This window comes from Gammaproteobacteria bacterium (assembly GCA_014075255.1).
Classification (GTDB): Bacteria; Pseudomonadota; Gammaproteobacteria; order UBA4575; family UBA4575; genus JABDMD01.
This window is the reverse complement of the sequence record CP046178.1, coordinates 487,034-510,315: the sequence shown is the minus strand read 5'-3', so window position 1 is coordinate 510,315 and position 23,282 is coordinate 487,034. Positions and strand designations below refer to the sequence as shown.

The 23,282-nt window shown below is 36.3% G+C and carries 26 protein-coding genes; 8 read left to right on the top strand and 18 right to left on the bottom strand.

What is annotated here, in order from left to right; translation table 11 throughout:
- Nucleotides 1-484 precede the first annotated feature (484 nt).
- A complete protein-coding gene (locus tag GKR92_02595; protein QMU60644.1) occupies nucleotides 485-838 on the bottom strand; it encodes a hypothetical protein in 354 nt (117 codons plus the stop codon).
- Between the two features lie 196 nt (nucleotides 839-1,034).
- Nucleotides 1,035-1,262 carry a hypothetical protein gene (locus tag GKR92_02590; protein QMU60643.1) on the bottom strand — a complete coding sequence of 76 codons (228 nt, stop codon included), beginning with the start codon at nucleotides 1,260-1,262 and terminating at the stop codon, nucleotides 1,035-1,037.
- 84 nt (nucleotides 1,263-1,346) lie between these two features.
- Here GKR92_02590 and GKR92_02585 point away from each other — a divergent pair, with 84 nt between their 5' ends.
- Nucleotides 1,347-1,721, top strand: coding sequence for a hypothetical protein (locus tag GKR92_02585; GenBank protein ID QMU60642.1), 375 nt, complete (start codon nucleotides 1,347-1,349; stop codon nucleotides 1,719-1,721).
- Between the two features lie 7 nt (nucleotides 1,722-1,728).
- Here the strand turns inward: GKR92_02585 and GKR92_02580 are convergent, their stop codons facing one another.
- Nucleotides 1,729-2,163 (bottom strand): hypothetical protein, encoded by a 435-nt coding sequence (locus GKR92_02580; protein ID QMU60641.1) that lies wholly within the window; start codon nucleotides 2,161-2,163, stop codon nucleotides 1,729-1,731.
- 664 nt (nucleotides 2,164-2,827) lie between these two features.
- On the opposite strand from GKR92_02580, the gene GKR92_02575 reads away from it, so the two are divergent.
- Nucleotides 2,828-3,091: a DUF4242 domain-containing protein gene (locus GKR92_02575; protein ID QMU60640.1), complete on the top strand. Its 264-nt coding sequence runs from the start codon at nucleotides 2,828-2,830 to the stop codon at nucleotides 3,089-3,091.
- A 153-nt stretch (nucleotides 3,092-3,244) separates the two neighbouring features.
- On the opposite strand, the gene GKR92_02570 is transcribed toward GKR92_02575, so the two are convergent.
- Nucleotides 3,245-3,754 carry a hypothetical protein gene (locus GKR92_02570; protein ID QMU60639.1) on the bottom strand — a complete coding sequence of 170 codons (510 nt, stop codon included), beginning with the start codon at nucleotides 3,752-3,754 and terminating at the stop codon, nucleotides 3,245-3,247.
- A gap of 253 nt (nucleotides 3,755-4,007) precedes the next feature.
- Complete coding sequence (moaA, locus tag GKR92_02565) at nucleotides 4,008-5,030, bottom strand: GTP 3',8-cyclase MoaA (GenBank protein ID QMU60638.1); 1,023 nt, start codon at nucleotides 5,028-5,030, stop codon at nucleotides 4,008-4,010.
- An 81-nt stretch (nucleotides 5,031-5,111) separates the two neighbouring features.
- Here moaA and GKR92_02560 point away from each other — a divergent pair, with 81 nt between their 5' ends.
- Nucleotides 5,112-6,623 (top strand): DASS family sodium-coupled anion symporter, encoded by a 1,512-nt coding sequence (locus GKR92_02560; GenBank protein QMU60637.1) that lies wholly within the window; start codon nucleotides 5,112-5,114, stop codon nucleotides 6,621-6,623.
- 3 nt (nucleotides 6,624-6,626) lie between these two features.
- On the opposite strand, the gene GKR92_02555 is transcribed toward GKR92_02560, so the two are convergent.
- A complete protein-coding gene (locus tag GKR92_02555) occupies nucleotides 6,627-7,490 on the bottom strand; it encodes a carboxyvinyl-carboxyphosphonate phosphorylmutase (GenBank protein QMU60636.1) in 864 nt (287 codons plus the stop codon).
- 108 nt (nucleotides 7,491-7,598) lie between these two features.
- On the opposite strand from GKR92_02555, the gene GKR92_02550 reads away from it, so the two are divergent.
- A complete protein-coding gene (locus tag GKR92_02550; protein ID QMU60635.1) occupies nucleotides 7,599-8,087 on the top strand; it encodes a redoxin domain-containing protein in 489 nt (162 codons plus the stop codon).
- Nucleotides 8,088-8,123: 36 nt separating this feature from the next.
- On the opposite strand, the gene GKR92_02545 is transcribed toward GKR92_02550, so the two are convergent.
- Genes GKR92_02545 through GKR92_02530 form a run of 4 tightly spaced genes read right to left on the bottom strand, consistent with a single transcriptional unit; the run spans nucleotide 8,124 to nucleotide 12,359 of the window.
- Nucleotides 8,124-8,489, bottom strand: coding sequence for a DUF2237 family protein (locus GKR92_02545; GenBank protein QMU60634.1), 366 nt, complete (start codon nucleotides 8,487-8,489; stop codon nucleotides 8,124-8,126).
- Nucleotides 8,490-8,517: 28 nt separating this feature from the next.
- Nucleotides 8,518-9,420, bottom strand: a complete 903-nt coding sequence (locus tag GKR92_02540; GenBank protein ID QMU60633.1) for an EamA family transporter — start codon at nucleotides 9,418-9,420, stop codon at nucleotides 8,518-8,520.
- 17 nt (nucleotides 9,421-9,437) lie between these two features.
- The gene (locus tag GKR92_02535) at nucleotides 9,438-10,880 is read right to left on the bottom strand and encodes a DUF4139 domain-containing protein (GenBank protein QMU60632.1); all 1,443 of its coding nucleotides are present in this window, start codon (nucleotides 10,878-10,880) and stop codon (nucleotides 9,438-9,440) included.
- Between the two features lie 18 nt (nucleotides 10,881-10,898).
- Nucleotides 10,899-12,359, bottom strand: coding sequence for a DUF4139 domain-containing protein (locus tag GKR92_02530; protein QMU60631.1), 1,461 nt, complete (start codon nucleotides 12,357-12,359; stop codon nucleotides 10,899-10,901).
- A gap of 155 nt (nucleotides 12,360-12,514) precedes the next feature.
- On the opposite strand from GKR92_02530, the gene GKR92_02525 reads away from it, so the two are divergent.
- The 3 genes from GKR92_02525 to GKR92_02515 are packed head-to-tail and all read left to right on the top strand — an operon-like array spanning nucleotide 12,515 to nucleotide 16,499.
- Nucleotides 12,515-12,997, top strand: a complete 483-nt coding sequence (locus GKR92_02525) for a DnaJ domain-containing protein (GenBank protein ID QMU60630.1) — start codon at nucleotides 12,515-12,517, stop codon at nucleotides 12,995-12,997.
- A 12-nt stretch (nucleotides 12,998-13,009) separates the two neighbouring features.
- Complete coding sequence (locus GKR92_02520) at nucleotides 13,010-15,310, top strand: VWA domain-containing protein (GenBank protein ID QMU60629.1); 2,301 nt, start codon at nucleotides 13,010-13,012, stop codon at nucleotides 15,308-15,310.
- A gap of 16 nt (nucleotides 15,311-15,326) precedes the next feature.
- On the top strand, nucleotides 15,327-16,499 hold the full coding sequence (locus tag GKR92_02515) for a pyridoxal phosphate-dependent aminotransferase (protein ID QMU60628.1): 1,173 nt from the start codon (nucleotides 15,327-15,329) through the stop codon (nucleotides 16,497-16,499).
- On the opposite strand, the gene GKR92_02510 is transcribed toward GKR92_02515, so the two are convergent.
- A complete protein-coding gene (locus GKR92_02510; GenBank protein QMU60627.1) occupies nucleotides 16,479-16,850 on the bottom strand; it encodes a DUF4440 domain-containing protein in 372 nt (123 codons plus the stop codon). The genes GKR92_02515 and GKR92_02510 overlap by 21 nt on opposite strands.
- An 8-nt stretch (nucleotides 16,851-16,858) precedes the next feature.
- Nucleotides 16,859-18,349, bottom strand: a complete 1,491-nt coding sequence (locus GKR92_02505; protein ID QMU60626.1) for a DUF853 family protein — start codon at nucleotides 18,347-18,349, stop codon at nucleotides 16,859-16,861.
- Between the two features lie 320 nt (nucleotides 18,350-18,669).
- Here GKR92_02505 and GKR92_02500 point away from each other — a divergent pair, with 320 nt between their 5' ends.
- Entirely contained in the window at nucleotides 18,670-20,742 is a 2,073-nt protein-coding gene (locus tag GKR92_02500; protein ID QMU60625.1) for a tail-specific protease, read from the top strand.
- A 130-nt stretch (nucleotides 20,743-20,872) separates the two neighbouring features.
- Here GKR92_02500 and GKR92_02495 read toward each other — a convergent pair whose 3' ends face one another.
- The 6 genes from GKR92_02495 to GKR92_02470 all read right to left on the bottom strand — a co-directional run bounded on the left by GKR92_02495 (nucleotide 20,873) and on the right by GKR92_02470 (nucleotide 23,245).
- A complete protein-coding gene (locus tag GKR92_02495; GenBank protein ID QMU60624.1) occupies nucleotides 20,873-21,196 on the bottom strand; it encodes a hypothetical protein in 324 nt (107 codons plus the stop codon).
- 225 nt (nucleotides 21,197-21,421) lie between these two features.
- Nucleotides 21,422-21,619, bottom strand: a complete 198-nt coding sequence (locus GKR92_02490; protein ID QMU60623.1) for a hypothetical protein — start codon at nucleotides 21,617-21,619, stop codon at nucleotides 21,422-21,424.
- Between the two features lie 167 nt (nucleotides 21,620-21,786).
- Nucleotides 21,787-22,308, bottom strand: coding sequence for a hypothetical protein (locus tag GKR92_02485; protein QMU60622.1), 522 nt, complete (start codon nucleotides 22,306-22,308; stop codon nucleotides 21,787-21,789).
- Between the two features lie 123 nt (nucleotides 22,309-22,431).
- Nucleotides 22,432-22,713, bottom strand: coding sequence for a hypothetical protein (locus GKR92_02480; GenBank protein QMU60621.1), 282 nt, complete (start codon nucleotides 22,711-22,713; stop codon nucleotides 22,432-22,434).
- 63 nt (nucleotides 22,714-22,776) lie between these two features.
- The gene (locus tag GKR92_02475) at nucleotides 22,777-23,013 is read right to left on the bottom strand and encodes a hypothetical protein (GenBank protein QMU60620.1); all 237 of its coding nucleotides are present in this window, start codon (nucleotides 23,011-23,013) and stop codon (nucleotides 22,777-22,779) included.
- A 40-nt stretch (nucleotides 23,014-23,053) separates the two neighbouring features.
- Nucleotides 23,054-23,245: a hypothetical protein gene (locus GKR92_02470; GenBank protein ID QMU60619.1), complete on the bottom strand. Its 192-nt coding sequence runs from the start codon at nucleotides 23,243-23,245 to the stop codon at nucleotides 23,054-23,056.
- Between the last annotated feature and the right edge of the window lie 37 nt (nucleotides 23,246-23,282).

The window sequence follows — 23,282 nt, the reverse complement described above, 5'->3', positions numbered from 1 at the left end:
AATATTTATCAATACCTTGAATACAAGATATATATTTTAATAATTTGTTTCATATCGAATAATCATTTTTTAAATTAATTATTTATGCTCATGATTTACATGAAAATAATAAATCCTGATCATTGCGGAACAGATTCAAAGAATCATAAACAAATTACAAATTGTCATTATGAAACTATTTTTCTTAATAAATTCTAGTTTAGATTATTTTTATACGTATCGATAGATATAATGAATGGGTATTCAAAATATTTGTTTTTACATAAACACTTAAAAATATAAAGTGTTGTAGCTATATATTCACAAAATAACCTAGTTATATAAATATAAATTATGTAGTTACCACTTTTCTTTTATATCTCTTGACTGTGTATCACTGGCGATAGGCTTTATGTGAACAAAAATCATATCTGTTGCAGATACATTAAAAAATGTGACTTTTAAAATATGAGAACAAAATTTCTTATACAGATTTTGTAGACAGCTATTTCAATTTCTCCTTACAAGTATTAGTAGTTGTCTTCCAGCAACAATGATAGGTCCAGCCTGGTTTTCCTGAATTTGCGTCACTGGATAGTATATGCTCGTCTTTACCAGGGTTTTCAGGTAGACCGCCATCGCCATCGAAAGCTAAAGCTTTTGCTTTAGACACAACAGTTGACCTACACATGGTAATTCCACGAACGACTCCTAAATACGTCTCTTCTCCATCTGGTGCATAAAAATATACATTCATATCTTCTTGATCCAAACCTCTCTGAAGCAAGTCACATGCAGACAAAGCAACAAAAAATGTAATTAATCCAAGACACTTTAGCGTCCATATTGAATACATCATCATGAAGGTCCTATTTTTAAATAAACGACGTAAATTATAAATAAAAATAATATTGATGCTATGAATTAATTTATATAAATTTTTATTATTCTTTAAATAAATTTTACGTATTAGTGCTGTTATTACAATACTGACTCACACCAGTATTGTCATATCGAAACATAATAAAACTAATTATATAAAAATAAGGTTTTTATTAATTTGCAATAATGAATCCAAATATTTCTATCGTATTTTCGCCACTTCCATTTAGGTTACCTAAAGCCATAGCTATCCAACCAATGGTCCACAAAACACCAAAAAATATAAAGCCAGTACTAGCAAACCCTAAGCCATTCTCTTTTACCTCGTTTACCTCTAAATGAATCAATCCAATTCCTAGAAGAGCAAAAACTACGGATATAATTCCTACGGTAATTGACATCGTTACAGAATTGAATTATTGGTGTGCAACATATTAAGTTAGTTAATATTTATAAATTTAAAATAGCTAGTTATAATTATTACAATGCAGCACACAACAGATCAAGTAGATACAATTAGTGCATTATTCTCCCGGATGAAATTATGTTTCATTTTGCTGATGTTTATGTTCGTCAGCGTCTATATCTATTCAGGCAAACACCTGACTGGTGCCCCGCATAGCTATTGGCTTGGAATAATTATCGCTGTAATTGTACTTTGTAGTCTAGGTTATCTTTATTTTATGGCAAAACTTGCCAATACATTAAAAGGAAATTCAATTGCCTGGATAATTCCTACCGTCATTTTTGGTCCTTTTGGACTACTGGTATCCTACATCGTCATTTCAGGCAGTGTGGTTAGGTTGCAGAGACAACACATGGTAGATCTAGAAATTGAAAAGGAGCAACAAAATTTATAATGTATATTTAACTAGTTGCAGAATAATCTAATAATCCTACTTGGGAAATCATTTTCCATTCACACTTTAATAGTGTGTATATTTTACAGGCTCGGCCATCCCAATGTAATTCGTCCCCAGATTTAGATTTCCATAATGAATCCACATCAACCACTGCAAACGCACCATCACCTTCTTTAGAAATTTCAATTCTTTGCGTATTACGCTCATTGTGTAAGAGCTCATATTTATCAAAGAATTTTTGCAAATAACCTTGCCAGCGTTGTTTATCGTATCGTCCCCACGGTAGCACCCAATCTATAGGGTCATGTGCTTTCATATTAGGAGGCCATGGCCAAACCATATCAGGATGTATAACACTCAAAAACAGATCCACATTTTTTGTATTGAATGCTTTTGTCTCCCTGTCGATAATTTCTTTAATTTCCGTTTGATCGTACATAAAGTTATAAGTCTCACTAATTATCTTGTGAAACATTAGATCTGATTGAAATCAGTATCGAACCTTACAAAATAGACTGGAGCGCCCAAATTTTGTGCGCAATTAATTACTATTATTCCCGATGATTGTTATTTATCTTCTTCTTTATCTTTAGCAAGTGCCATGATAAGAAAGTATACAGCAACAAATATAGCAAATATTAATATTCCCATACCATCTGACATGATTATTCTCCTGTTATAGTAAATCTAATTTCTATAGTTTGTATTAGCATACTACACCGACTTTTAATTCATCACTTTAGTTAATTATTAATTTAATCATTCGAATAAGTAGTTTTAATAAGAAATTTTAACTTTAAGCTAATACCTTTAACTTAATTCTCTTTTTATAAAATACATAAATTTTATACTCGTTTTTTATCTTTCCTAGACTTCTGTTTGAGTCAAACCGAAACATTTTTAGGTAATTGAAGACCGTTTACTTCTACATATATTATTAGCTAACGATTAAATTTCTTTTCATATATATTTCCAATATTAACTAATAACATCGTATGATCTACTTTTATAGATTAGTCGAAACGTATAACTTTACAAATACTTTTCAATAATGCTCAAAGACACATTCAAGAAAAAGTAAAATTTAATTAAGGAGGCAAAACATGCCTATTTATGCAGTTCAACGCAATTTACCTGGAATTACCATGGATGATTTGGCTGGTGCACAAAAAGCAGCAATAGATACCAGTCATAAAATCAACGCATCAGGAACGCCTGTAAAATATATTCGAAGCAATTTCTACCCACATGATTCGCGTTGCACATGCTTATTTGAAGCAGACAACGCTGACACGGTTAAGAAAGTAAATGAAGATGCATCAATACCGTTTGATACTATTGAAGAAGTATTAGATTTAAATCCCTAGATTTTTAAACCGATATAAGTTGAGTTATTATCTTGAGACTTATAACTTAGCTGCATGACTATTTATAAGATACTTAAAATACCAACACTTTGTTTTGCACTGTATCAATAGTTAAAACACAATGTAATTGTATAATTAGTATTTCAATCGAAATTAAACTTCATTAGCAGGTTGGCGCTGAATGTCGATATCGGTTTGCAAACTATTATTTGCTATTTCATCAGCCGCCTTATTAATTTTAACAGCCATCTCTTTTATTGATTCTACTATTGAATATTCTAAAGGAACTGAATTAGTTCGATGCATGGAAATATGAACTATATTTGACTCAAAACTTTTTATATTATCGACAACCTCATCTGATTCTCTAATTTCCTTATTGTGCATTTCTAGAATATTTTTATGAATTACTCTTTCTTCATCTAGATAATTCACAGTCAAACCATCCCCAATGTTTACCTCACAAGATTTGTTATCCTCTAAAAATGGACGTGAATAGCATAGTACTAATGCTATTTTTAAAGCCATTTTAATACTTATACTTAACTGCGAATATGAATCTGCCCCATTCTCTAAAATATAATCAACAAAATGTGATAACACGCGCATATCGACTTTAACAAGATAGGCTCTATACGCCTCTGGGTAATCTTTTAAGCTCATACCACGCACCTAATGGTTATAAGAGATCAATTATAAAACATTTCTAACTACTAACAAACAATCTCAGCGAGGTTAATCGAGGTCTTCATTAGCATTCTTTGCATAACCCTTTTTTGGTTTCTTATTTAGAACGCAAAACACCTATATAAGTTCAATAATTCATGAGGCAAATTAGTTTTAAATTTTGTGAGCAAATCACTGGGCAATCTGCTGCGCTATCACCATACTACGGCTCTGAATATCAATTTTTGAATTATCCACCTATGTAAGACATTTCAACCTTAGGCAATAATACGGTTTCTGTTGTTCGTAATTCCGAGTATCGATCTGTACGCTTTTTCCAAACTGCACTTAAAATATCTGATATATATTCATCCTTTGCACCTTGTCGAATAAGATGACGCAAATCTTTACCTTGTGTTGCGAACAAACAGGTATATAACTTTCCTTCTGCCGATAATCTTGCACGAGTACAATTCTGACAAAATGGTTGAGTAACTGAAGAAATTATTCCAACTTCTCCGCCGCCATCTTCATAGCGCCAACGTTTAGCCACTTCACCCTTATAGTTTTCATCTGCAGGTTCGATGGGTAACTCTTGATTAATTTCATCAACAATATTTTTAGCAGAAAAGACATCATCTAATTGCCAATGATTAGTGCTACCTACATCCATAAACTCAATGAAACGCAAAATTTTACCACTGTTATGAAAATATTTAGCCATCGGCAAGATAGCATGCTCATTCACACCTTTTTTTACAACCATATTAATTTTAACCGGTGAAAGGCCTATTTCATCTGCCGTCTCTATTGCATCCAACACTTTATCTACATTAAATGAAACGTCGCTAATCGCTTTAAACGTTTTATTATCTAAGGCATCTAAGCTAACTGTGATGCGTTGCAGTCCCGCGTCTTTTAATTGCTGCGCCATTTTTTGAGTTAGCAGCACACCATTTGTAGTAAGACTAATGTCTTCAATACCTTCTATATTAGAAAGCTGCTCTATTAGTACAGGTATATTTTTCCGCAACAAAGGCTCACCACCTGTTAGGCGAATCTTTTTAACCCCAAGAGAAGCAAAAATTTTAGAAATTCGTGCTATTTCTTCAAAACTAAGTAGGTCATCTCTACGTAAAAATTCATAATCAGAATTAAAAATTTCTTTAGGCATGCAGTATGTGCAGCGAAAATTACATCGGTCTGTTACCGATATCCTTAGATCACGAATAGGACGTGATAAGGTATCTATAATTTGTGTGTTTGTTTCCATAACTTAACTAGTAAATTCGTACTTACTATTTTAACGAATAACAATTTTTTAAGTAATATCAAAGTATTAGACTGAAGAGATATGGGTGCGGCTAATTTCAAGGGTATTTGGCTTATTTTAGGCCCAGCACTGGCTTTATGGGTGTATTGGCTGCTACCTGATCAATATAGTGCTAGCTATGGTGAACCCACAATACTTACTCATACAGCGAAAGCTACCTTATGTTTACTCGTATGGATGGCAATTTGGTGGTTATCTGAAGCTACACATATAACAGTAACCGCACTACTTCCGATTGCCTTATTCCCGTTATTTGATGTGGCATCTATAAAAGAGGCTACTGCACCCTACGCTTCGCATATCATATTTTTATTCTTAGGTGGTTTTATTATTGCCATTGCGATTCAACGATGGAATTTAGACAAGCGCATTGCCTTAGGAATTTTGACTAAAATTGGTAATTCACCTTCTCGCATTGTCGGTGGCTTTATGTTGGCTACTGCTTTTTTAAGTGCCTTTATTTCCAATACCGCTACCACGGCCATGATGTTGCCTATTGGATTAAGCGTAATTGCTCTACTAACTAGTAAAAATTCCAACCATAGCGCATTTGCCACCTGCATTATGTTGAGTATTGCATACGCTGCAAATATTGGAGGCATTGCAACCGTTATCGGTACCGCACCTAATTTATTCGTCGCTTCATTTTTAAAAGACGCAATCGATACACCGTTTCAACAAGATATTGGTTTTTTACAATGGGCTAAAATCGGCACTCCTATTGCTTTGATCTTGCTCCCTATTGCTTGGTGGTTATTAGCCAAAGTTATTTATAAGGTGGATAAAGTTGCGCTCCATCATTCCTCTAAATCATTATTCGATCAAAAGTATTCTTTGGGGAAAATGACTTATGAAGAAAAAACAGTTTGTTGTGTTTTTGTATTTACAATATTGCTTTGGCTAAGTCGCACTTTATTACAAGGGCTTACAATTGAACTTAATGGAAATATATATACACCATTATCTGGCCTAACGGACTCCAGTATTGCAGTTTTTTCTGCAATATTGCTGTTCCTTATTCCTGCAAAATCGACTAGCAACAACTTTATATTAGAATGGAAAAACTTAAGAGACTTACCATGGGGTATTTTAATTTTATTAGGAGGTGGATTAAGTTTAGCAGCAGCGGTACAAGCTAATGGAGTTACCGAGTTTATTGGTGCTCAGGCAACTGGACTTGCATTCATGCCACCATTACTAATTTTACTAATTATTATTACAGCAGTAGTATTCTTAACGGAATTAACTTCGAACACCGCCACCACTGCCACACTCGTACCCGTATTAGCCGCTATTTCACCCGCACTTGATATTCATCCTTACGTTTTAGTTATACCCGCAGCCATAGCTGCAAGCTGTGCTTTTATGTTGCCTATCGCAACCCCACCTAACGCTATTGTTTTTGGCTCAGGCCATATCGCTATGACAGAAATGAGGAAGTCTGGTTTTTGGCTTAACTTATTATGCATAATAGTCATTACTATACTTATCTATTCATTCGGCACTTATATGATTGATCTACTAAAAAGTTAATCTTTACTTCACGCCATATTTCTCAGACTGTTTATATTTTTCTTCTACACCGATAAGCTCATTAAATTCTTCAAAATTTAATAAATTATCTTCCATGCCTAATGTTGTACCGTCATTATTTAGCTTTGTATAAAAATCTCGCATAGTCTTACCAGCGGCATATAAACCAGTAAGTGGATATAGAATTAGTTGGAAACCCATACCTGCTAATTCATCTTTTTGAAGTACAGGTGTTTTGCCACCTTCAATCATATTGGCAACATTTGGATGTGGCGACTCTTGGCCTATTCTCTTTAATTGTTCTATTGAACCAGGAGCTTCGACAAAACTTGCATTGGCGCCTAACTCACGCGCTGCTTTAACGCGTGCTATCGCTTCGTCTAATCCCAAAACAGCTTCTGCATCAGTTCTTGCCACTATGAAAAAGTCAGCATCTCCTCTCGCATCTACAGCAGCTTGAATTTTGTATAAATAGTCTTCTCTATCAATGACTTTTTTATTCCGCATGTGGCCACATTTTTTTGGCCACACTTGATCTTCTAAGAAACACCCTTTTGCACCTGCATCAATCAATTGCTTTACAGTTCGGTGTACGTTTAATGGATTACCATAGCCCGTATCGGCATCCACAATTATGGGTATTGAGACACTATTGCAAATGGCACGAGCACGCTCTACAACCTCAGTTTGAGTAAGTAAACCAAAATCTGGCTCACCAATTGTGGCAGCAGCAAGAGAATAGCCGGATATAAATGCCATTGGAAACCCTACTTGTTCTGCAATTTTTGCCGATAGGGTGTCATATATGCCCGGAAAAGCTAAAGCACCTACTTGATTTAATATGTTTTGAATACTATTGTTTGCCATAACAGGCCCCATTATTGTTATATAGATGGAACTATATTTGCTTTAATATTTCTAAAATGCATACCAATAGTTAGCCTGCACTTTAATAATTATACATCGACTTTAATTATGAAACGTCTTTTATACCTAACATCTTTCAGTTTGTTATTATTAACAACTAGCTTTGTAAGTGCATCTGATTGGACTGAAGTACGCACTCTTGAAGGCAAATTCACGACTTTATCCCAACACTTTGAGAAAGATAAATGGACGCTGGTAATGTTATGGACAACTGACTGCGGTATATGTCAGCGCGAATATCCAATAATGTCAGAGTTTCACGACAAACATAAAGATACAGATGCAAAAGTAATTGGAGTTTCGCTTGATGGTTATTCAAAAGTTGACTCCATTACAGAGTACATCAACGAAATGCCCATGACATTTGATAATTTGATTGGTGAAATTACTGTTGTTGCTTTTAATTACGAATCTGCTACTGAAGAGTCTTTACGTGGCACACCTACTTTTTTGATGTTTAACCCTAAAGGTCAGTTAGTAGGACATAACCCCGGCCCAGTAAAACCCGAAGCACTTGAGAAGTTTATTTCTAGATAGTAAGTATTTAAGTTAATTTTTAAGCTAATTTTTAAGCTAATTTTTATCTAGGGCGTATTTAGCCAGCACTTCAAATTCAACATACTCCAACACAGAACTATGTGTAGCTTGTAAGTAAATATTGGGTGCTTTATTTTCTTCTAATGCTTCAATCCAACGCTGTACACATAGACACCATTTATCTCCTGGCCTTAAACCAGGGAATTCTGCATCGGGATAAGGTGTAGATAAATCATTACCTTTTAATTTGGAATATGTTAAAAATTCTTTGGTAACATTTGCACAAACGGTATGCACTCCAATATCATGCTCATCCGTTTCACATCGACCATTACGATAATAGCCAGTAGACAATTCATCACAACAACTACGCAAATCTCCACCCAATACATTTTTTTGCACTTATATAGCCCTATATATATTTATTATTTTAAAACCGAGCAAAAGATAAACCCTTCCGTTGGGCAATCGCAATTCCTAGCAAGATAACACCTAGAGCAATGATCGCATTAATACTAATGCTTTCATTCAAAAATAAAATGCCAATTATAACGGCCCATACAGGAATTAAATAATTAATTTGCGACAAAAATGATGGGCCTACTCTTGCGATGACTGCAAAATATATGATGGTGGCCAAAGCAGTAGGAAAAATTCCCAATAATATTAACGACAAAAACTCGACACTTTGAATAGATAACTCCCACTCTTGACCTGTTAATAAAATAGCTGGCAACATAATTAGACTTGCAATAGTCATTACCGCTGCTGACAATGCTACAAAACTTTCATTCGGTAAACGTTTAGCAATAATTGTGTTAATTGCATAACTTACAGCACCTGCCAGTATAGCTAACATTGCGATTAACCGCCCTTCATCTGCATCAAAGTTAGCCAATGCAGTAGGACCAAAAAGAATTAAGATACCCACAAAGCCTAGCATAAACCCAATTACTCGATTTGCAGTGAGCCGCTCTCCAGCGACGAAAAAATGCGCTAGAACGATAGTTGTTAATGGCATTACTGCCATCAATATACCTGCAATATTGCTATCCACCGTTTGTTGCCCCCAGCTAATTAAATAAAACGGCAAGCAACAGCCAAAAAATGCTAAAGCAATTAATAGTAACCAATGATTTTTTAAAAATGAAAATGAATCTTTACGAAATATAGACAATATAATCAACGCTATTGCAGCAATAATAATTCTTCCACCCGCTACCACCTCTGGTGGATATTCCTGCACTGATATTTTAGTAAACATGAATGCACTGCCAAATGTGATGACTAAGGCAATCATACCCAGCCAATCCACGGGTTTAGCGTTATACATATGTTTAATACTTATAATTAGTAACGAACGAGTACATCGTAGCTTAGTATTGTCTTACCTTCAGCAGGAACTTTAATTTTCCATTCAGCAGTTCCTGCGGCTACTTTTTTATGTGAATGACTTTCTTCCTTCATTTTCCAATCCCCTGGGATTGGCTCATGCACAACCACTTCTACTCCTTCATTTTTGGCATTTTTTAATGTAATTTCAAAACTTACAGTATAGGCTTGGCTATACTTTCCAATAGCAGTAGCTTTTTTAAAGTTTGTTTGCTTTTTATCAGCAGTGACATCAAACGCATCACCCAATTTTAATTTGATTTCTTCATTTTTTGGAGTGTGATCAATCCGATCCTCACCAACAAATTGTGCATTACCCGATTTATCATTTTTATAAACCCGCACAACACCTTTTGGTAAAGGCATACCAAGGTTAGATTCTTCTTTGTTATCAAATTCAACAAATACACCTACTTTTAGTTTTTGACCTAAATTTCCGTATGACCCCCGATAATAGTAATTCTGCCCCTTAAGTAAAAATTCTTTCTTTACCGGAATTTTCGTTGCACTTAAAAGTGACACTTGTTTAGTTTGGTTATTAGATATCGTAGTGGGCCGTTGTAAAGTATATAAGTGATATTCAAAAAGACCCTCCTCAACCATCGCCGGTGCTGCCGCCTTACCCGATGACTTAGACATCAACATGTCTCGTCGCATAGGCTGCATTTCTTGACGCACTTGGTTTACATCACCTGCCACTAATTGTAGCTTTGCATTCTTATACGTTGCACCACTTTGATTGGTTAAGGTAACCCAGCCAGTAAGATCAACAAATTCATCAGACTCATCAAGCTCAGCCACATAATCTGCTTTCCAACCTAAACCACCTGTTAGATAACTCAGTTGTAGTTCTTGTTGCTTACTGGTCCCACTCTCTAATGAGATTACTAAAGTAGGACGGTCACGCAAATTTTCAGGCACTTCATCATAGATAATCCTGCCGGGGTAACCCGTTTCAATACGATTCCCCACTCTTAGCACTACACCGTTGTTAACACTAAGCACAATCGCTTCTTCAGTTTTTTCCTCGCCAGTCGTTGGATGAACTTTAACGACTCTGACTTTTTTCCCCACATACTTTTCTAATAGTTTTTGTGGCGTCAATAAATCGAAATCAAAGTTCTGCTCGATTAAATGAAATCCATCAGGATGATTAATACTTCTTAAAAGCGCTGTTTCAGGCCGCATTTGCGCACTCACTTCTCGAAAAGCAAGTCGATTAAATCCATCAGACAATTTAACTTTTCGCAGATCCTTTACTAAAGCAAGCTGCTCATTATATATTGTGACGGCTACCTCCTGTTGATCATCCAGTGTGCTTCGAATTTCGTCTTCAGCAGAAACTGCTTGAGCTAAACAAAAAGACAATAATGTCACAGATAAAAAAGATATATTATTCATGATATTTCCTTTGCTGGATTAGTATCGTACCAATACTTTATAAGTAAGAGTTGTTTTACCTTCAGCAGGGACTTTAACCTTCCACTCTGCTGTACCGGCAGCAACTTTTTCATGCTTATGGCTTTGGCTTTTCATTTTCCAATCACCAGGGATAGGTTCACGTACTATCACTTCAACTTCTTCACTCTTGGCATTTTTAAGGTCAATTTGAAAACTCGCAGTGTAAGCATACCGATATTTACCTAGCGCATGGGCTTTTTTGAATTCAGTTTGTTTCTTATCTGCGGTTACATCAAATGCATCACCCAACTTTAAGCGAACTTCTTCTTTCTTGGGAGTGTGATCAATATGGTCTTCGCCAATAAATTGTGCATTACCCGATTTATCATTCTTATATACTCGCACCACACCTTTAGGCAAAGGTAATCCAAGATTAGATTCTATATCGTTGTTAAATTGTACAAATACTCCTACTTTTAGTTTTTGACCAATTGAACCATATGAACTTTTATAATAGTAATCCTGGCCTTTTAGTAAAAACTCTTTCACTACAGGAATCTTTGTTGCACTCAATAACGAAACCTGTTTTGTTTGATTTTCTTTAATGGTAGTGGATCTCTGTAAGGTATATAGGTGATATTCAAATAACGCTTCCTCAACCATATCTTCACTTACTTCTTCTGACTCAATCGAAAGCCTTTCAAACTTTCTTTTTGCATCTTTAAAACCATTTTGAACACGATTCACATCACCTGCAACTAACTGTAATTTTGCATTTCTATAGGAAGCACCACTTTGATTGGTTAAGGTAACCCATCCTGTTAGATCAACAAACTCGTCCGATTCATCTAGTTCAGCCACATAATCCGCTTTCCATGACAATCCTCCCGTTAAGTAGCTGAGTTGTAATTGTTGTGGTTTTGGAGTTGCACTATTGAGTTGCATTACAAGAGTTGGACGGTCGCGAAGATTGCCTGGTACTTCATCAAACACGATTCTACCCGGGACACCCGTCTCAATACGATCACCAATGCGCAGTACTACACCATTATTCACACTCAATACCACAGCGTCTAACATGCTCTCTTTACCGGTTATGGGATGAGTTTTTACAACCCGCACTTTTTTGCCCACATATTTTTCTAATAGCTTTTGTGGAGTTAAAAGATCAAAATCGAAATTTTGTTCAATGAGATGAAAGCCATCTGGATAGTCTAAACTCCTCAGTAATGCGGTTTCCGGTCGCATTTGTGCACTCACTTCGCGAAAAGCAAGCTTATTAAAGCCGCTGTCTAAACGAATAGTGCGAAGATCTTTTACCAGTGCTAATTGATCGTTATAGATAGTAACTGCCACTTCAGATTGATCTTGTATAGTGCTTTTGATTTCTCCCTCATGAGAAGTAGCACCCACTTGCCCAACTAATACGCTAATCATTAAACTTGCAATAAATGCAGCCGTGAATTTGAGTCGTTTCATAGTTAATCCTTTATTTTTCCTCTAGATTTGTATACTTAAACGATCAAAAAGAGCATTTGGGTTAAACTAGGCTAATTATTTTAATATTTTATATATAAATTCTGTAGTCTGAGCAGACTAACCTACACACAGCAATTAGGCATTAAACTACCTTCATGAACCAAATCTTAATCATAGCTGGGATTATAGGAATTTTATTATTCCTACGCTGGATTCGTAAGCAACCCAAAAATAAGCAAATTCAGGGAATATTAGCCCTTGCTGCCATCATATTAATTGGTCTCGCAATTACCGGAAAACTTCACCCATTATTTGCCATTATTGGTGCAGCCGCAGCTTCATTTCAGAAATTTGCTGGATTGTTAAGATTTGTTCCGCTTTTTAAAAATTTATTTACAAATACTCCTGCAAGTACTACTGAAACTAATGGTCAAGCAAGCAATGCTAACCAAGACATTAAAATGACCAAAGATGAAGCGCATAGAATCTTAGGGGTCGACGACAACGCAACAAAAGACGAAATTATTGAAGCACACCGTACATTGATACAAAAAATGCATCCCGATCGTGGCGGAAATGACTATTTAGCTACAAAGATTAATCAAGCAAAAGACTATTTATTAAAAAAGACAGCCTGAAAGTAATTCGCTATGTTCTGGAAAAAACTATGGAAAAAAATCTTAGATAAGGGAGGAGAAAAGCAATACGAAAAACCCGCTTATAGCAAAGATAGCGGACCTATTAAATCTTTAAAACGACAAGGTATTCTAACTACTAGTGCGAGCTATGGAGGCATGGGAGTACGTGAACTTCAGACTCGAATGGAGTTATTACTAAGTCAAATAATTTCATCCCCCTCTCGTCGCAGTGTATTTGAACCTGCCAAAGAACTTGCTGTATTTGCTAAAGTCGAGCAAGACCGTTTTTTAAGTTCGGTGGAAATGTTACGTAACACCAGCGTTGAGCTAGCTTTTAACTTTTGTCAGTTTGCCCCTCGAAGTTTACAACTTGTTGATGAAGAGATTTGGGATAACTGGATTGATACATTACTAAAAATATATAAAGAAAAAGGTCTCGACGACTGCATTAATACCATGCGCAACGTTGATGACTATATTCTATCACTTAGCCTAGCACCAAGCACAGTAACCTTAAACGAAATATCACGTGTTCTAGAAAGCTTTGTAATAGGGCTGAGCGGCAGATATTTAGGCATTGAAGCAAGCGATATTTTCTACTCTGACACAGAGTCTATTCGATTGCCTGAAGTTTCTTCTCAATTTAACAATAGAGATGACAATTTTACTTTCTACAAAGCCATGGCAGTACATCAATGGTCACAAACTTGGTATGGCACTTGGCGCATGAATGTAGACACTTTAGTAAAAATGTTTAAAGACCCTGATCGTGCACTTTCGTTATTTCACAAGCTTGAGACAATACGATTAGATGCGCGTATAGAAACTGAATTACCTGGTATTGCGCGGGCTATGAAATCTCTGAACGATAGGCAAAGCAATGCCGAAGACTTATCAAAACTTTCAAAAACTTGGCTGAGAGCCATTGAAAAGCTAAAAGAACCAGACACTACGGTGCAAGACACTATGTTTTTCTTAGAGGCTGTATACAAAGATGAACATGTTCCCGAAGATAAATTTTATCAAGGATCTTTAAATCCACATGAAGCTCGAATTACTATGGAATCTAGAGCACAAAAAGAAAAACAAAGATTAAAGAATAAATTGGGTCATCTACAAGGAGAGCTGGAAAAATCTACCCGACAAAACACAAAAAATGAATATGGTAAAGCATCAGACAATTCAATATCCGAGACAGGAGAAAAAAGATTTTCCATTAAAAAAATAGAAGATGATTCCCTTCCAGATGGATTTAAAATTGAATTACAGTTTGATGATAAAGCAGTTGAAGTCCCAGAAGACATAAAACAATTACTCGCGTCTATATTACAAGATTTCGGTGAAATTCCTGATGATTACTTAATTGACGCTATAGATAACCATGCTGAGCAGAAAACAGAACATGAAGAAAGTGCCAATGACCCTGGCATGGATATAAGCGAGGATGTATATCTATATGATGAGTGGGATCACTCTCGACAAAAATATCGAAAAGATTGGTGTCATTTAAAAGAAGTTGACATAAAGCCTGTACATAATAATTTTGTAAGCAACACACTTCACAAACATCGTGGATTACTAAAACGACTGCATAGAACCTTTGAAGCATTACGTGAAGATGATAAACGAATGAAACGTCAACCTTTTGGAGACGATATTGATCTTGACGCCGTTATAGAAGCCTACTCGGATACCAAAATAGGTATGGAAGCATCACAAAATCTATTTACCAAGTCACGAAAAATTGATCGTAATATTGCAGTAATGTTTATGATTGACATGAGTGGCTCAACTGCAGGATGGATTAATGAAATGGAACGTGAAGCTCTGGTATTGCTTTGTGAGTCTCTTGAAATTCTTGGTGATCGCTATGCTATTTATGGATTTTCCGGAGTGACTCACCAGCGCTGTGAGCTGTATAAAGTAAAAGAATTTGGTGAAGATTATAACGTTGAAGTTAAAGCACGCATCAGCGGCATAGAGCCCCAAGATTACACGCGTATGGGTACTGCAATACGACATCTCACCAAACTACTGCATCAAATAGAAGCTCGCACTAAACTTTTAATTACTCTTTCAGATGGTCGTCCCGATGACCAAGACGGTTACCGTGGTCCATATGGCATCGAAGACACAAGACGTGCGTTAATCGAAGCAAAGTTTTTAGGTATACACCCTTTTTGCATTACCATCGATAATGAAGCAAAAGATTATTTACAACATATGTATGGCGCAGTAAATTTTGCGGTAATTGATCAAGTCGACAAGCTGCCTTATAAAGTTTCAGATATATATCGTCGCATAACAATTTAGATATCACGCAAATAATATGAAAAACAGTAAACGGCTGGATGCTGTTCAAAGCCCTATTATTCCTTATATAGGTCTATTAACTCGTAACCACCCAGGCACAATCTCATTTGGTCAAGGCATTGCCTTTTATGGGCCACCTGTAGAAGCATTTAACAATGTACAAAAATGTTTGCCAAATGAATCGATTAATCGTTATGGCCCTGTAGAAGGTATCCCTGAGCTACAACAAGCATTGATTAACAAATTAAAAGTTGTTAATGATATTGAAATAGATTCAAGTAGCGCTGTAATCGTGACCGCTGGATCTAACATGGCATTCAACACTGCAATCCTGGCCATCACCGATCCTGGAGATGAAGTTATATTACCTCTCCCCTATTACTTCAATCATGAAATGTCTTTGATGATGGAGCGTTGCAAACCCGTATTAGTTTCTTGTAATGAAGATTTTCATTTAAACGTAGAAAAAATAAAATCAGCGATCACTGATAAAACAAAAGCCATCGTTACTATCAGTCCAAATAATCCTAGCGGTGCGGTTTACACGAAGCAAGAACTGCTTGAAGTTAATCAACTGTGCAAAGAACATAATGTTTATCACATTAGCGATGAAGCTTATGAAGATTTCTACTATGAACAACACCAACATTTTTCCAGTGCTTCACATCAGAACACGCATCAACATACCATCTCGTTATTTTCATTCTCTAAAGGTTATGGGTTTGCGGGTTGGCGCATAGGCTATATGGTTATACCAGAACATTTATTAACTGCTGTAAAGAAAATTCAAGACACCATCCTTATATCACCACCCGTGATTTCACAACATGCAGCAGTGGGAGCATTAAGTTCTAATGAAAAATTTTTATACGACAAAAGAAATGCAATGTCTGCGAAACGAAAAATAGTTTTAAACGAGCTTACCAACTTATCATGCTTAAAAAAGACTCCTACTTCAGAAGGTGCCTTTTATACACTACTTAACATCGATACTCATCTTGATGATATGCAGCTTGCACAAACACTAATTAAAAAACATGGTGTTGCTACTATACCTGGATCGGCATTTGGAATTGAATCAGGCTGTTATTTACGCTTGTCTTATGGCGCTTTATCTGACTCAGACATTAATAAAGGCCTTCAAAGAATAATTAACGGCTTAACTGTCTTAACAGGCTCCGGGCACTAGCGATGAATGATGATCTATAATTCTATATTGCCCACTTTCATCTTTATAAAAAACAAATGAGAATCGCGCAGGACAGCTTACTTTCTCGTCTCCTTGATAAGAAAACTCATAATCTCCAGAATAAATAGCAGCCTCGCCAAAACTTCTTAAGTTTGATGATCCAAATTTTACATTAAGATTTTCTCTCAAAAAAAGAGCCTCAAAATATTCACGAATTAATTCTGGGTTATCTCGAATAATATCTGAAAAGGTTCCCCATAAGACTGCATTGTCTGCATACAACTCTACAATGCCATTAAGATCACCATTGTTTAAACACGTTTCCCATTTTTTAAGTAAATTTTCAGCCATTTTCGAACCTACCTGCCTTTAAATATAGAACCCATAATTCCACGAATAATAGATTGACCTAAACGAGAAGTAACTACTTTTGTTGCACTCTTAACAACAGTTTGAGTGGTGGTCTCTCTAGTGCTGCGTCTTTTGCGTGATGTCTTTGTTGTTTTAGGTTTATTTGCTTTATATTCCCTCTCTTCATTCGCTTGCTTTTCTGCTTCTTTAGTGGCTTTTTCAGTACGTGCCTTTAACTTTTCTGAAGCACTTTCGCGATCAACTTTAGTGTCATAGACATCTTTGATTGGACTCTGGTCAAACACCTCTTTACGTTCAACCGTGGTCGCAGGACCCATCCGAGACTCTGGGGGGCGCACTTTCGTTTGTTGCACAATGGTGGGCACACCATCTGGATCTAAAACTGACACTAGCGCTTCACCCACCCCTAACTCTGTAATCACAGTTTCAGTATCAAGATCTGGATTCTCTCTGAAGGTGGTAGCCGCTGCTTTAACGGCCTTCTTATCTCTCGGTGTATAGGCACGCAAGGCATGTTGAATTCGATTACCCAGCTGCCCCAATACCTCATCTGGCACATCGATAGGATTCTGTGTAACGAAGTAAACACCGATACCTTTCGAGCGTATTAAACGAACTACCTGTTCTACTTTTTGAGTCAAAGCTTTAGGTGCATCGTTGAAAAGCAAATGGGCTTCATCAAAGAAAAACACCATTTTGGGCTTATCCGGGTCACCTACTTCTGGCAATTCTTCAAATAGCTCTGAAAGTAGCCATAACAAAAAAGTTGAGTACAACCTTGGGTTTTGCATCAATTCATCGGCAGCAAATAAATTGATATACCCTTTACCGTCTTCTGTGCTGCGCATCAAATCTTTCAGCTCAAGAGCCGGTTCACCAAAAAAGTTCTCAGCGCCTTGCTGCTCCAGCACTAATAAGCGTCGCTGAATTGCACCAATCGATTGTTTACTAACGTTGCCATAATCCACTGTTAATGCTGCTGAGTTCTCACCAACGTGATTAAGTATTGATCGCAAATCCTTGAAATCTAAGAGTAATAACCCTTCATCATCCGCTAATTTAAAGGCAATATTTAATACGCCTTCCTGCGTGTCATTTAAATCAAGCAACCTCGATAACAATAACGGGCCCATTTCAGAAATCGTGGTGCGCACCGGATGGCCTTGCTTACCAAAAATATCCCAAAATACAGTCGGGAAACCTCGCGGTGTGTAGCCCTCTACTCCAGTCTTAGCCGCACGTTCAACTAGCTTAGGTTTCTCTTCAATTGCTTGACTAATTCCGCTCAAATCACCTTTGATGTCGGCTGCAAATACGGGCACTCCAGCTTGTGAAAAGCCCTCCGCGAGGATCTGTAAAGTCACGGTTTTACCGGTTCCGGTAGCCCCTGCAATCAGCCCATGTCGGTTGGCTCGGTTTAGAAAAAGGCGCTGCACCTCATCGCTTTTACCAATTACAATCGTATTATCAGTGTTCAATGGATTTTTCTTTTAGTTTTATGGTCTTAATAGCTCGCAACAGTATTAGCTGTCACAAGCAATTACTTTACTCAGTTTATCGCTTTGGGTCAGCCCTTCATGCTTCCTTTAACAGTAAAAGCATAGCAAGTTAAATATAGTCCTTACAATCAATTGCTTACAAATATATACTGGAAATTACAGCTGAAATAAGCATAACAAGGCCAAGCTGTTCGATTAAATTACGTACAAATTTTAGTCTTTATATAACCACACTACGAAAACCATAGATATTGAGAACACTCCCTATCTACATACATTCATACAATAAGAAAACCACCTTGAGAAAATTAACTAAAAATTTAACCCTATTACTTGCTACTGCAATCACACTATTCGCAGCAAGTTTTTCATATAGCACTACTAGTGAAATTTTAGCACCTGAAAAACAACACGATCGTGCTACCAAGCTAATTACCCATTTCCTTGATAAGTACCACTATAAAAAATTCACGATAGACAACTCGTTATCAGATGAAATCCTAGGCGCTTACATTGAAGCACTAGACCCTAACCGCAGTTATTTCTATCAGAAAGATATCGATAGCTTTCAAATATTTCGCTTTAAGCTTGACGATGCGATATCTAAAACAGAACTAAGCCCACCTTTTCAAATGTTTCGGCTCTACCAAGCTCGCGTAGAAGAGCGTGTGTTATTTGCCTTAGACCAATTAAAAACCAAATATGATTTCAAGGTTGACGAAGAACTCATTATAGATCGTTCAGAATTATCTTGGGCAACCGGCAATCATGAATTGAATGAAATTTGGCGCAAACGCGTTAAAAACGATGTGCTTACTTTAAGACTTGCAGATAAAAAACCATCTGAAATCAAAGAAACTTTGGAGAAACGATACAAAGGTATCGCAAAACGCAGCGAGCAAATTGATGCAGAAGATGTATATCAGCTTTTTATCAATGCATTTGCTAGTACTTTGGAACCACACACTAATTATTTATCACCAAGAACTTCCGAGAATTTTGAAATCAGAATGAGCCTTTCACTCGAAGGCATTGGCGCCCTGCTTCGTACCGATGGTGAATATACTGTGGTAGAAAAGGTCATCCCTGGTGGACCTGCTGATTTAAGTGATCTTTTACACGGTTCAGACAGGATCGTAGGCATTGCACAACAAAATGATAAAGAATTTAAGGATGTTGTTGGCTGGCGTTTAGAAGAAGTAGTTCAACTTATTCGCGGCTCTAAAGGTACCGATGTAAAACTACAAATCTTACCTGGCGACGAAGGCCAGGCAGCAAAGATAACAGAAATTAAAATTACACGCGATAAAATTAAACTAGAAGAACAAGCTGCCAAAAGTGAAGTCATTAAAATTGAAGATAATCTTCAGAACTATAAAATTGGTGTTATCGATGTACCTACGTTTTATATAGATTTTGCTGCCTATCAACGAGGCGAAAAAGATTACCGAAGCACAACGCGTGATGTAGATAAACTTCTTGCTGATTTAAAGTCAGAAAAGATTGATGCCTTAGTTCTAGATTTACGCAGTAATGGTGGCGGTTCTCTTACTGAAGCTACTCAGTTAATGGGATTATTTATTGACGAAGGCCCTATCGTACAAGTGCAAGACTCAAGTGGGCATATAGAAGTCCACCGCGATCGAGATTCTAACATTTCTTATCATGGACCATTAGTCGTATTGGTGGATCGCTTTAGTGCGTCAGCATCTGAAATTGTTGCAAGTGCAATCCAGGATTACCATCGAGGCATTGTAGTAGGTGAAACCACTTTTGGAAAAGGCACGGTACAGCAACTGGTAGACCTAAATAATTTTAGCTCAAAAGATGACGCAAAACTTGGACAATTAAAAGCCACAATTGCTCAGTATTTCCGCGTTGACGGAGGTAGCACACAACATCAAGGCGTAATTCCAGATATCGATTTTAAAACTATATTGAAAGGCGAAGAATACGGTGAACGCGCATTAAAAAATGCTCTACCGGCAAGTTCAATTGCCCCGGTTAAACATCATATTGGAGACATTGATGCTCAAATCATCAATCAAACTTCTGAAATGCATAGCAGTAGAGTAAAAATGAATGATAAATTTAACTCCTTACTTGAAATATTTCAGCTGGATTATGATGTAAGAAATCAAAAAGCAGTTTCTTTGCTGGAATCATCAAGAAAAGAGGAATATAAGCGAGTAGAAACAACGCGTAGTGAATACCAAGAAATGTTAAAAGATATGGAAGAAAACCTAAACAAATTAGATGATGATGAAGAATTTATTGATGTGTTATTAGACGAAACCGCACACATCGCTACTGATCTTACTAAGCTTCTAAAAGCTAAGAACTCGAGCTCTTTCGTTTACCGGAATCACTAGAGCTTAATTTTAAGTAATGTCCGCTTTCGGCCAATAGCGGAAATTAACAAACAAACTTTTATGTATACTTTATATAGAGCCCCGCCTTTATGGCGAGGCTTTTTTATTGTAAATAGATAGATGGAATTATCTAAAATAATTCAGTGACTAAATCATCAATATTGACTGCCTGTTGGTTGTTTTCACAGGACCAGCCCCACGACTCATGCTTTTCAATGAACTCGCGCGCCTTACTTTCACAGTAGCCAATCTCAGATTTCGCACTCCATAATGTTTGCACACCTTCTCCCTTGTCATAATTTACTTCACAAGGCATTTGGTTTTGGCCATCCTGATATGCAACACTAATAACTCTCATAGCATCACCGTTAGTACAAACGTGTTCTTCACTAGCAAATGAATTGAAACAGAAAAATAATAATGTAATAAATAAGATAGTTGAAAGGTATTTCATAATGTCAGTACCCCTATTCCTTTTGAGTGACCAACATTGTCACGCTAAAACATTAAGCATTCCAGAGTGCGCTCTACCGTTAGGGCATAGTATTTCAGCCGCTTAGTTATTTTTAATTGCGTATAATTGATAATAGTGAGAAGCAATAAATTATGTCTGCTTTCGGCCATAAGCGGTCATATCTAATTTTTCAGTATTGATTCTAATGCCATATATAACTTTCTTTTAATCATTGAATAGTATTCCGTAAGCTATTAATGCTAGCCCTAATATAAATAAATATATTGGTGCTCCTAAGGCATTGTTAGTATTGTCATAGCGGCCAATTGGAAAGCTAAATCCATTTTGTTGCCACATGTAAAAACCTGCCATTATTGCTACTAACCCGAAGATAATTACTAATGCTCTAAAGAATTTTTTCATGTTTTAGTATTCAACTAAATGTCCGCTTTGGGTCGTTAGCAGACATTGTGAACGTTTGTTTTGAAGTTACCAACCTTGTTTCCCCTTAATTCAATCTAATTATGTCTGCTTTCGGCCATTAGCGGACATTCTATTAATTTTCATTGAGATATTTATCACGCATATAGTTAAGAACTTTCAATTTCAGATACTACTTCATAGCATGATTTCACGCAGTCTCCACATAGATAACCGTTCTTCCCAAGTAACATGACTGTTCCCGTTTCAGAATCATTATCTATGCCACAGAAAAAACACTCTGTTTTCCACCATTCTGTATTTGGGTCAACTTCATACTCCTCACGCAAGAAATCATTAACTTGATTGTCTGAGTGAGGTGAGTCAATCCAATTATGTGAAATTCCTTCATAACCGCGTTCAGCCTTTTGTTTAGCCTCATCAACGCTATCAAATGCAATGGTTCCTTGCGGTTCCCATTCTGAGTTACAGAAGAAAAGTAAGATGTCTTGTGGTTTTACATAGTTCCTGCATATTGCAAGCAAAGGGACTTCTTCAACACGTTTAAACTTACTATCAACTCCTACATGAAGTTCAATACGGTCTGTGTAGTTTACTGAGTCATCATTCACAGCGTAACTAAGCATTCGTGCTGAATGAATTACTGGAGGTGGCTCATTGGAATTATTCATACAGTTATTATTTATGTCCGCTTTGGGTCGTAAGCAGTCATTTTAGAATTGTTTTTTAGAGTTTCCAACCAAGATTCCCCTTATTCATTATGAATTATGTCTGCTTTCGGCCAATAGCGGACATCAGGCAAAATATAATCGATATAAAATCAAAAATATTAAACAAGCACTTATAAAACAAAATGTAGCCCCAATTGCCTTGAAAATTTTTGCATATATTAAATACGTATCATTAAAATATTTTTCTGGATTTTTCCGGCTACTTCCTTTGGCCTGATTGATGTAATCATGACGAGTTACCCCATCTGCAAGTCCAAAAAATAAAATTAATTGTCCAATACCTATAAATACAGCTCCAATTAATAATAGTGCAATAAAATGTGCTTCGTTTAAGGAAAAATCCATTACGTAATGTACTAATTAAAATTGATTTAATGTCTGCTTAGGGTCGAAAGCTGATATTGCCTTCTAATTGTGTTCCTCATTTGGACCGAACAACATATTCCAAAACCCCATAAGTATGAATACAAATCCAGAAAGTATTCCAATAACCGCTAGTAATTTCCCCAATTCTAGATAATTATATTTAACCATTGCTAAACCTAGCATTCCTATCAACCAAGAAAATATAAGCATTGTGAATAAAATCCAATGTCTATCTTTTTTATTGCCAGTTTTAAATTTATTGATAGTTTTTTGCAGCATAATTGTTAATAGCTGAATGTCCGCTTTGGGTCGAAAGCAGTCATTTCTCACCAAATGGATTTATAATGCTTCTAAGCCAAAGATAAGTTAAATAAAGTGTTCCTACAGCAATAAGTGCTTTGCCGATAACCTCTGATAAATATGCGTTTATTAAATAGCCGATAACAAATAGCAATACTATAGCTAAAAGCTCAAACAAAGCCTTTCTGGTGTTTTTGTCTGTTGTTTGCATTGTCTACTTACGGCCAATAGCGGACATAATGTAAGTT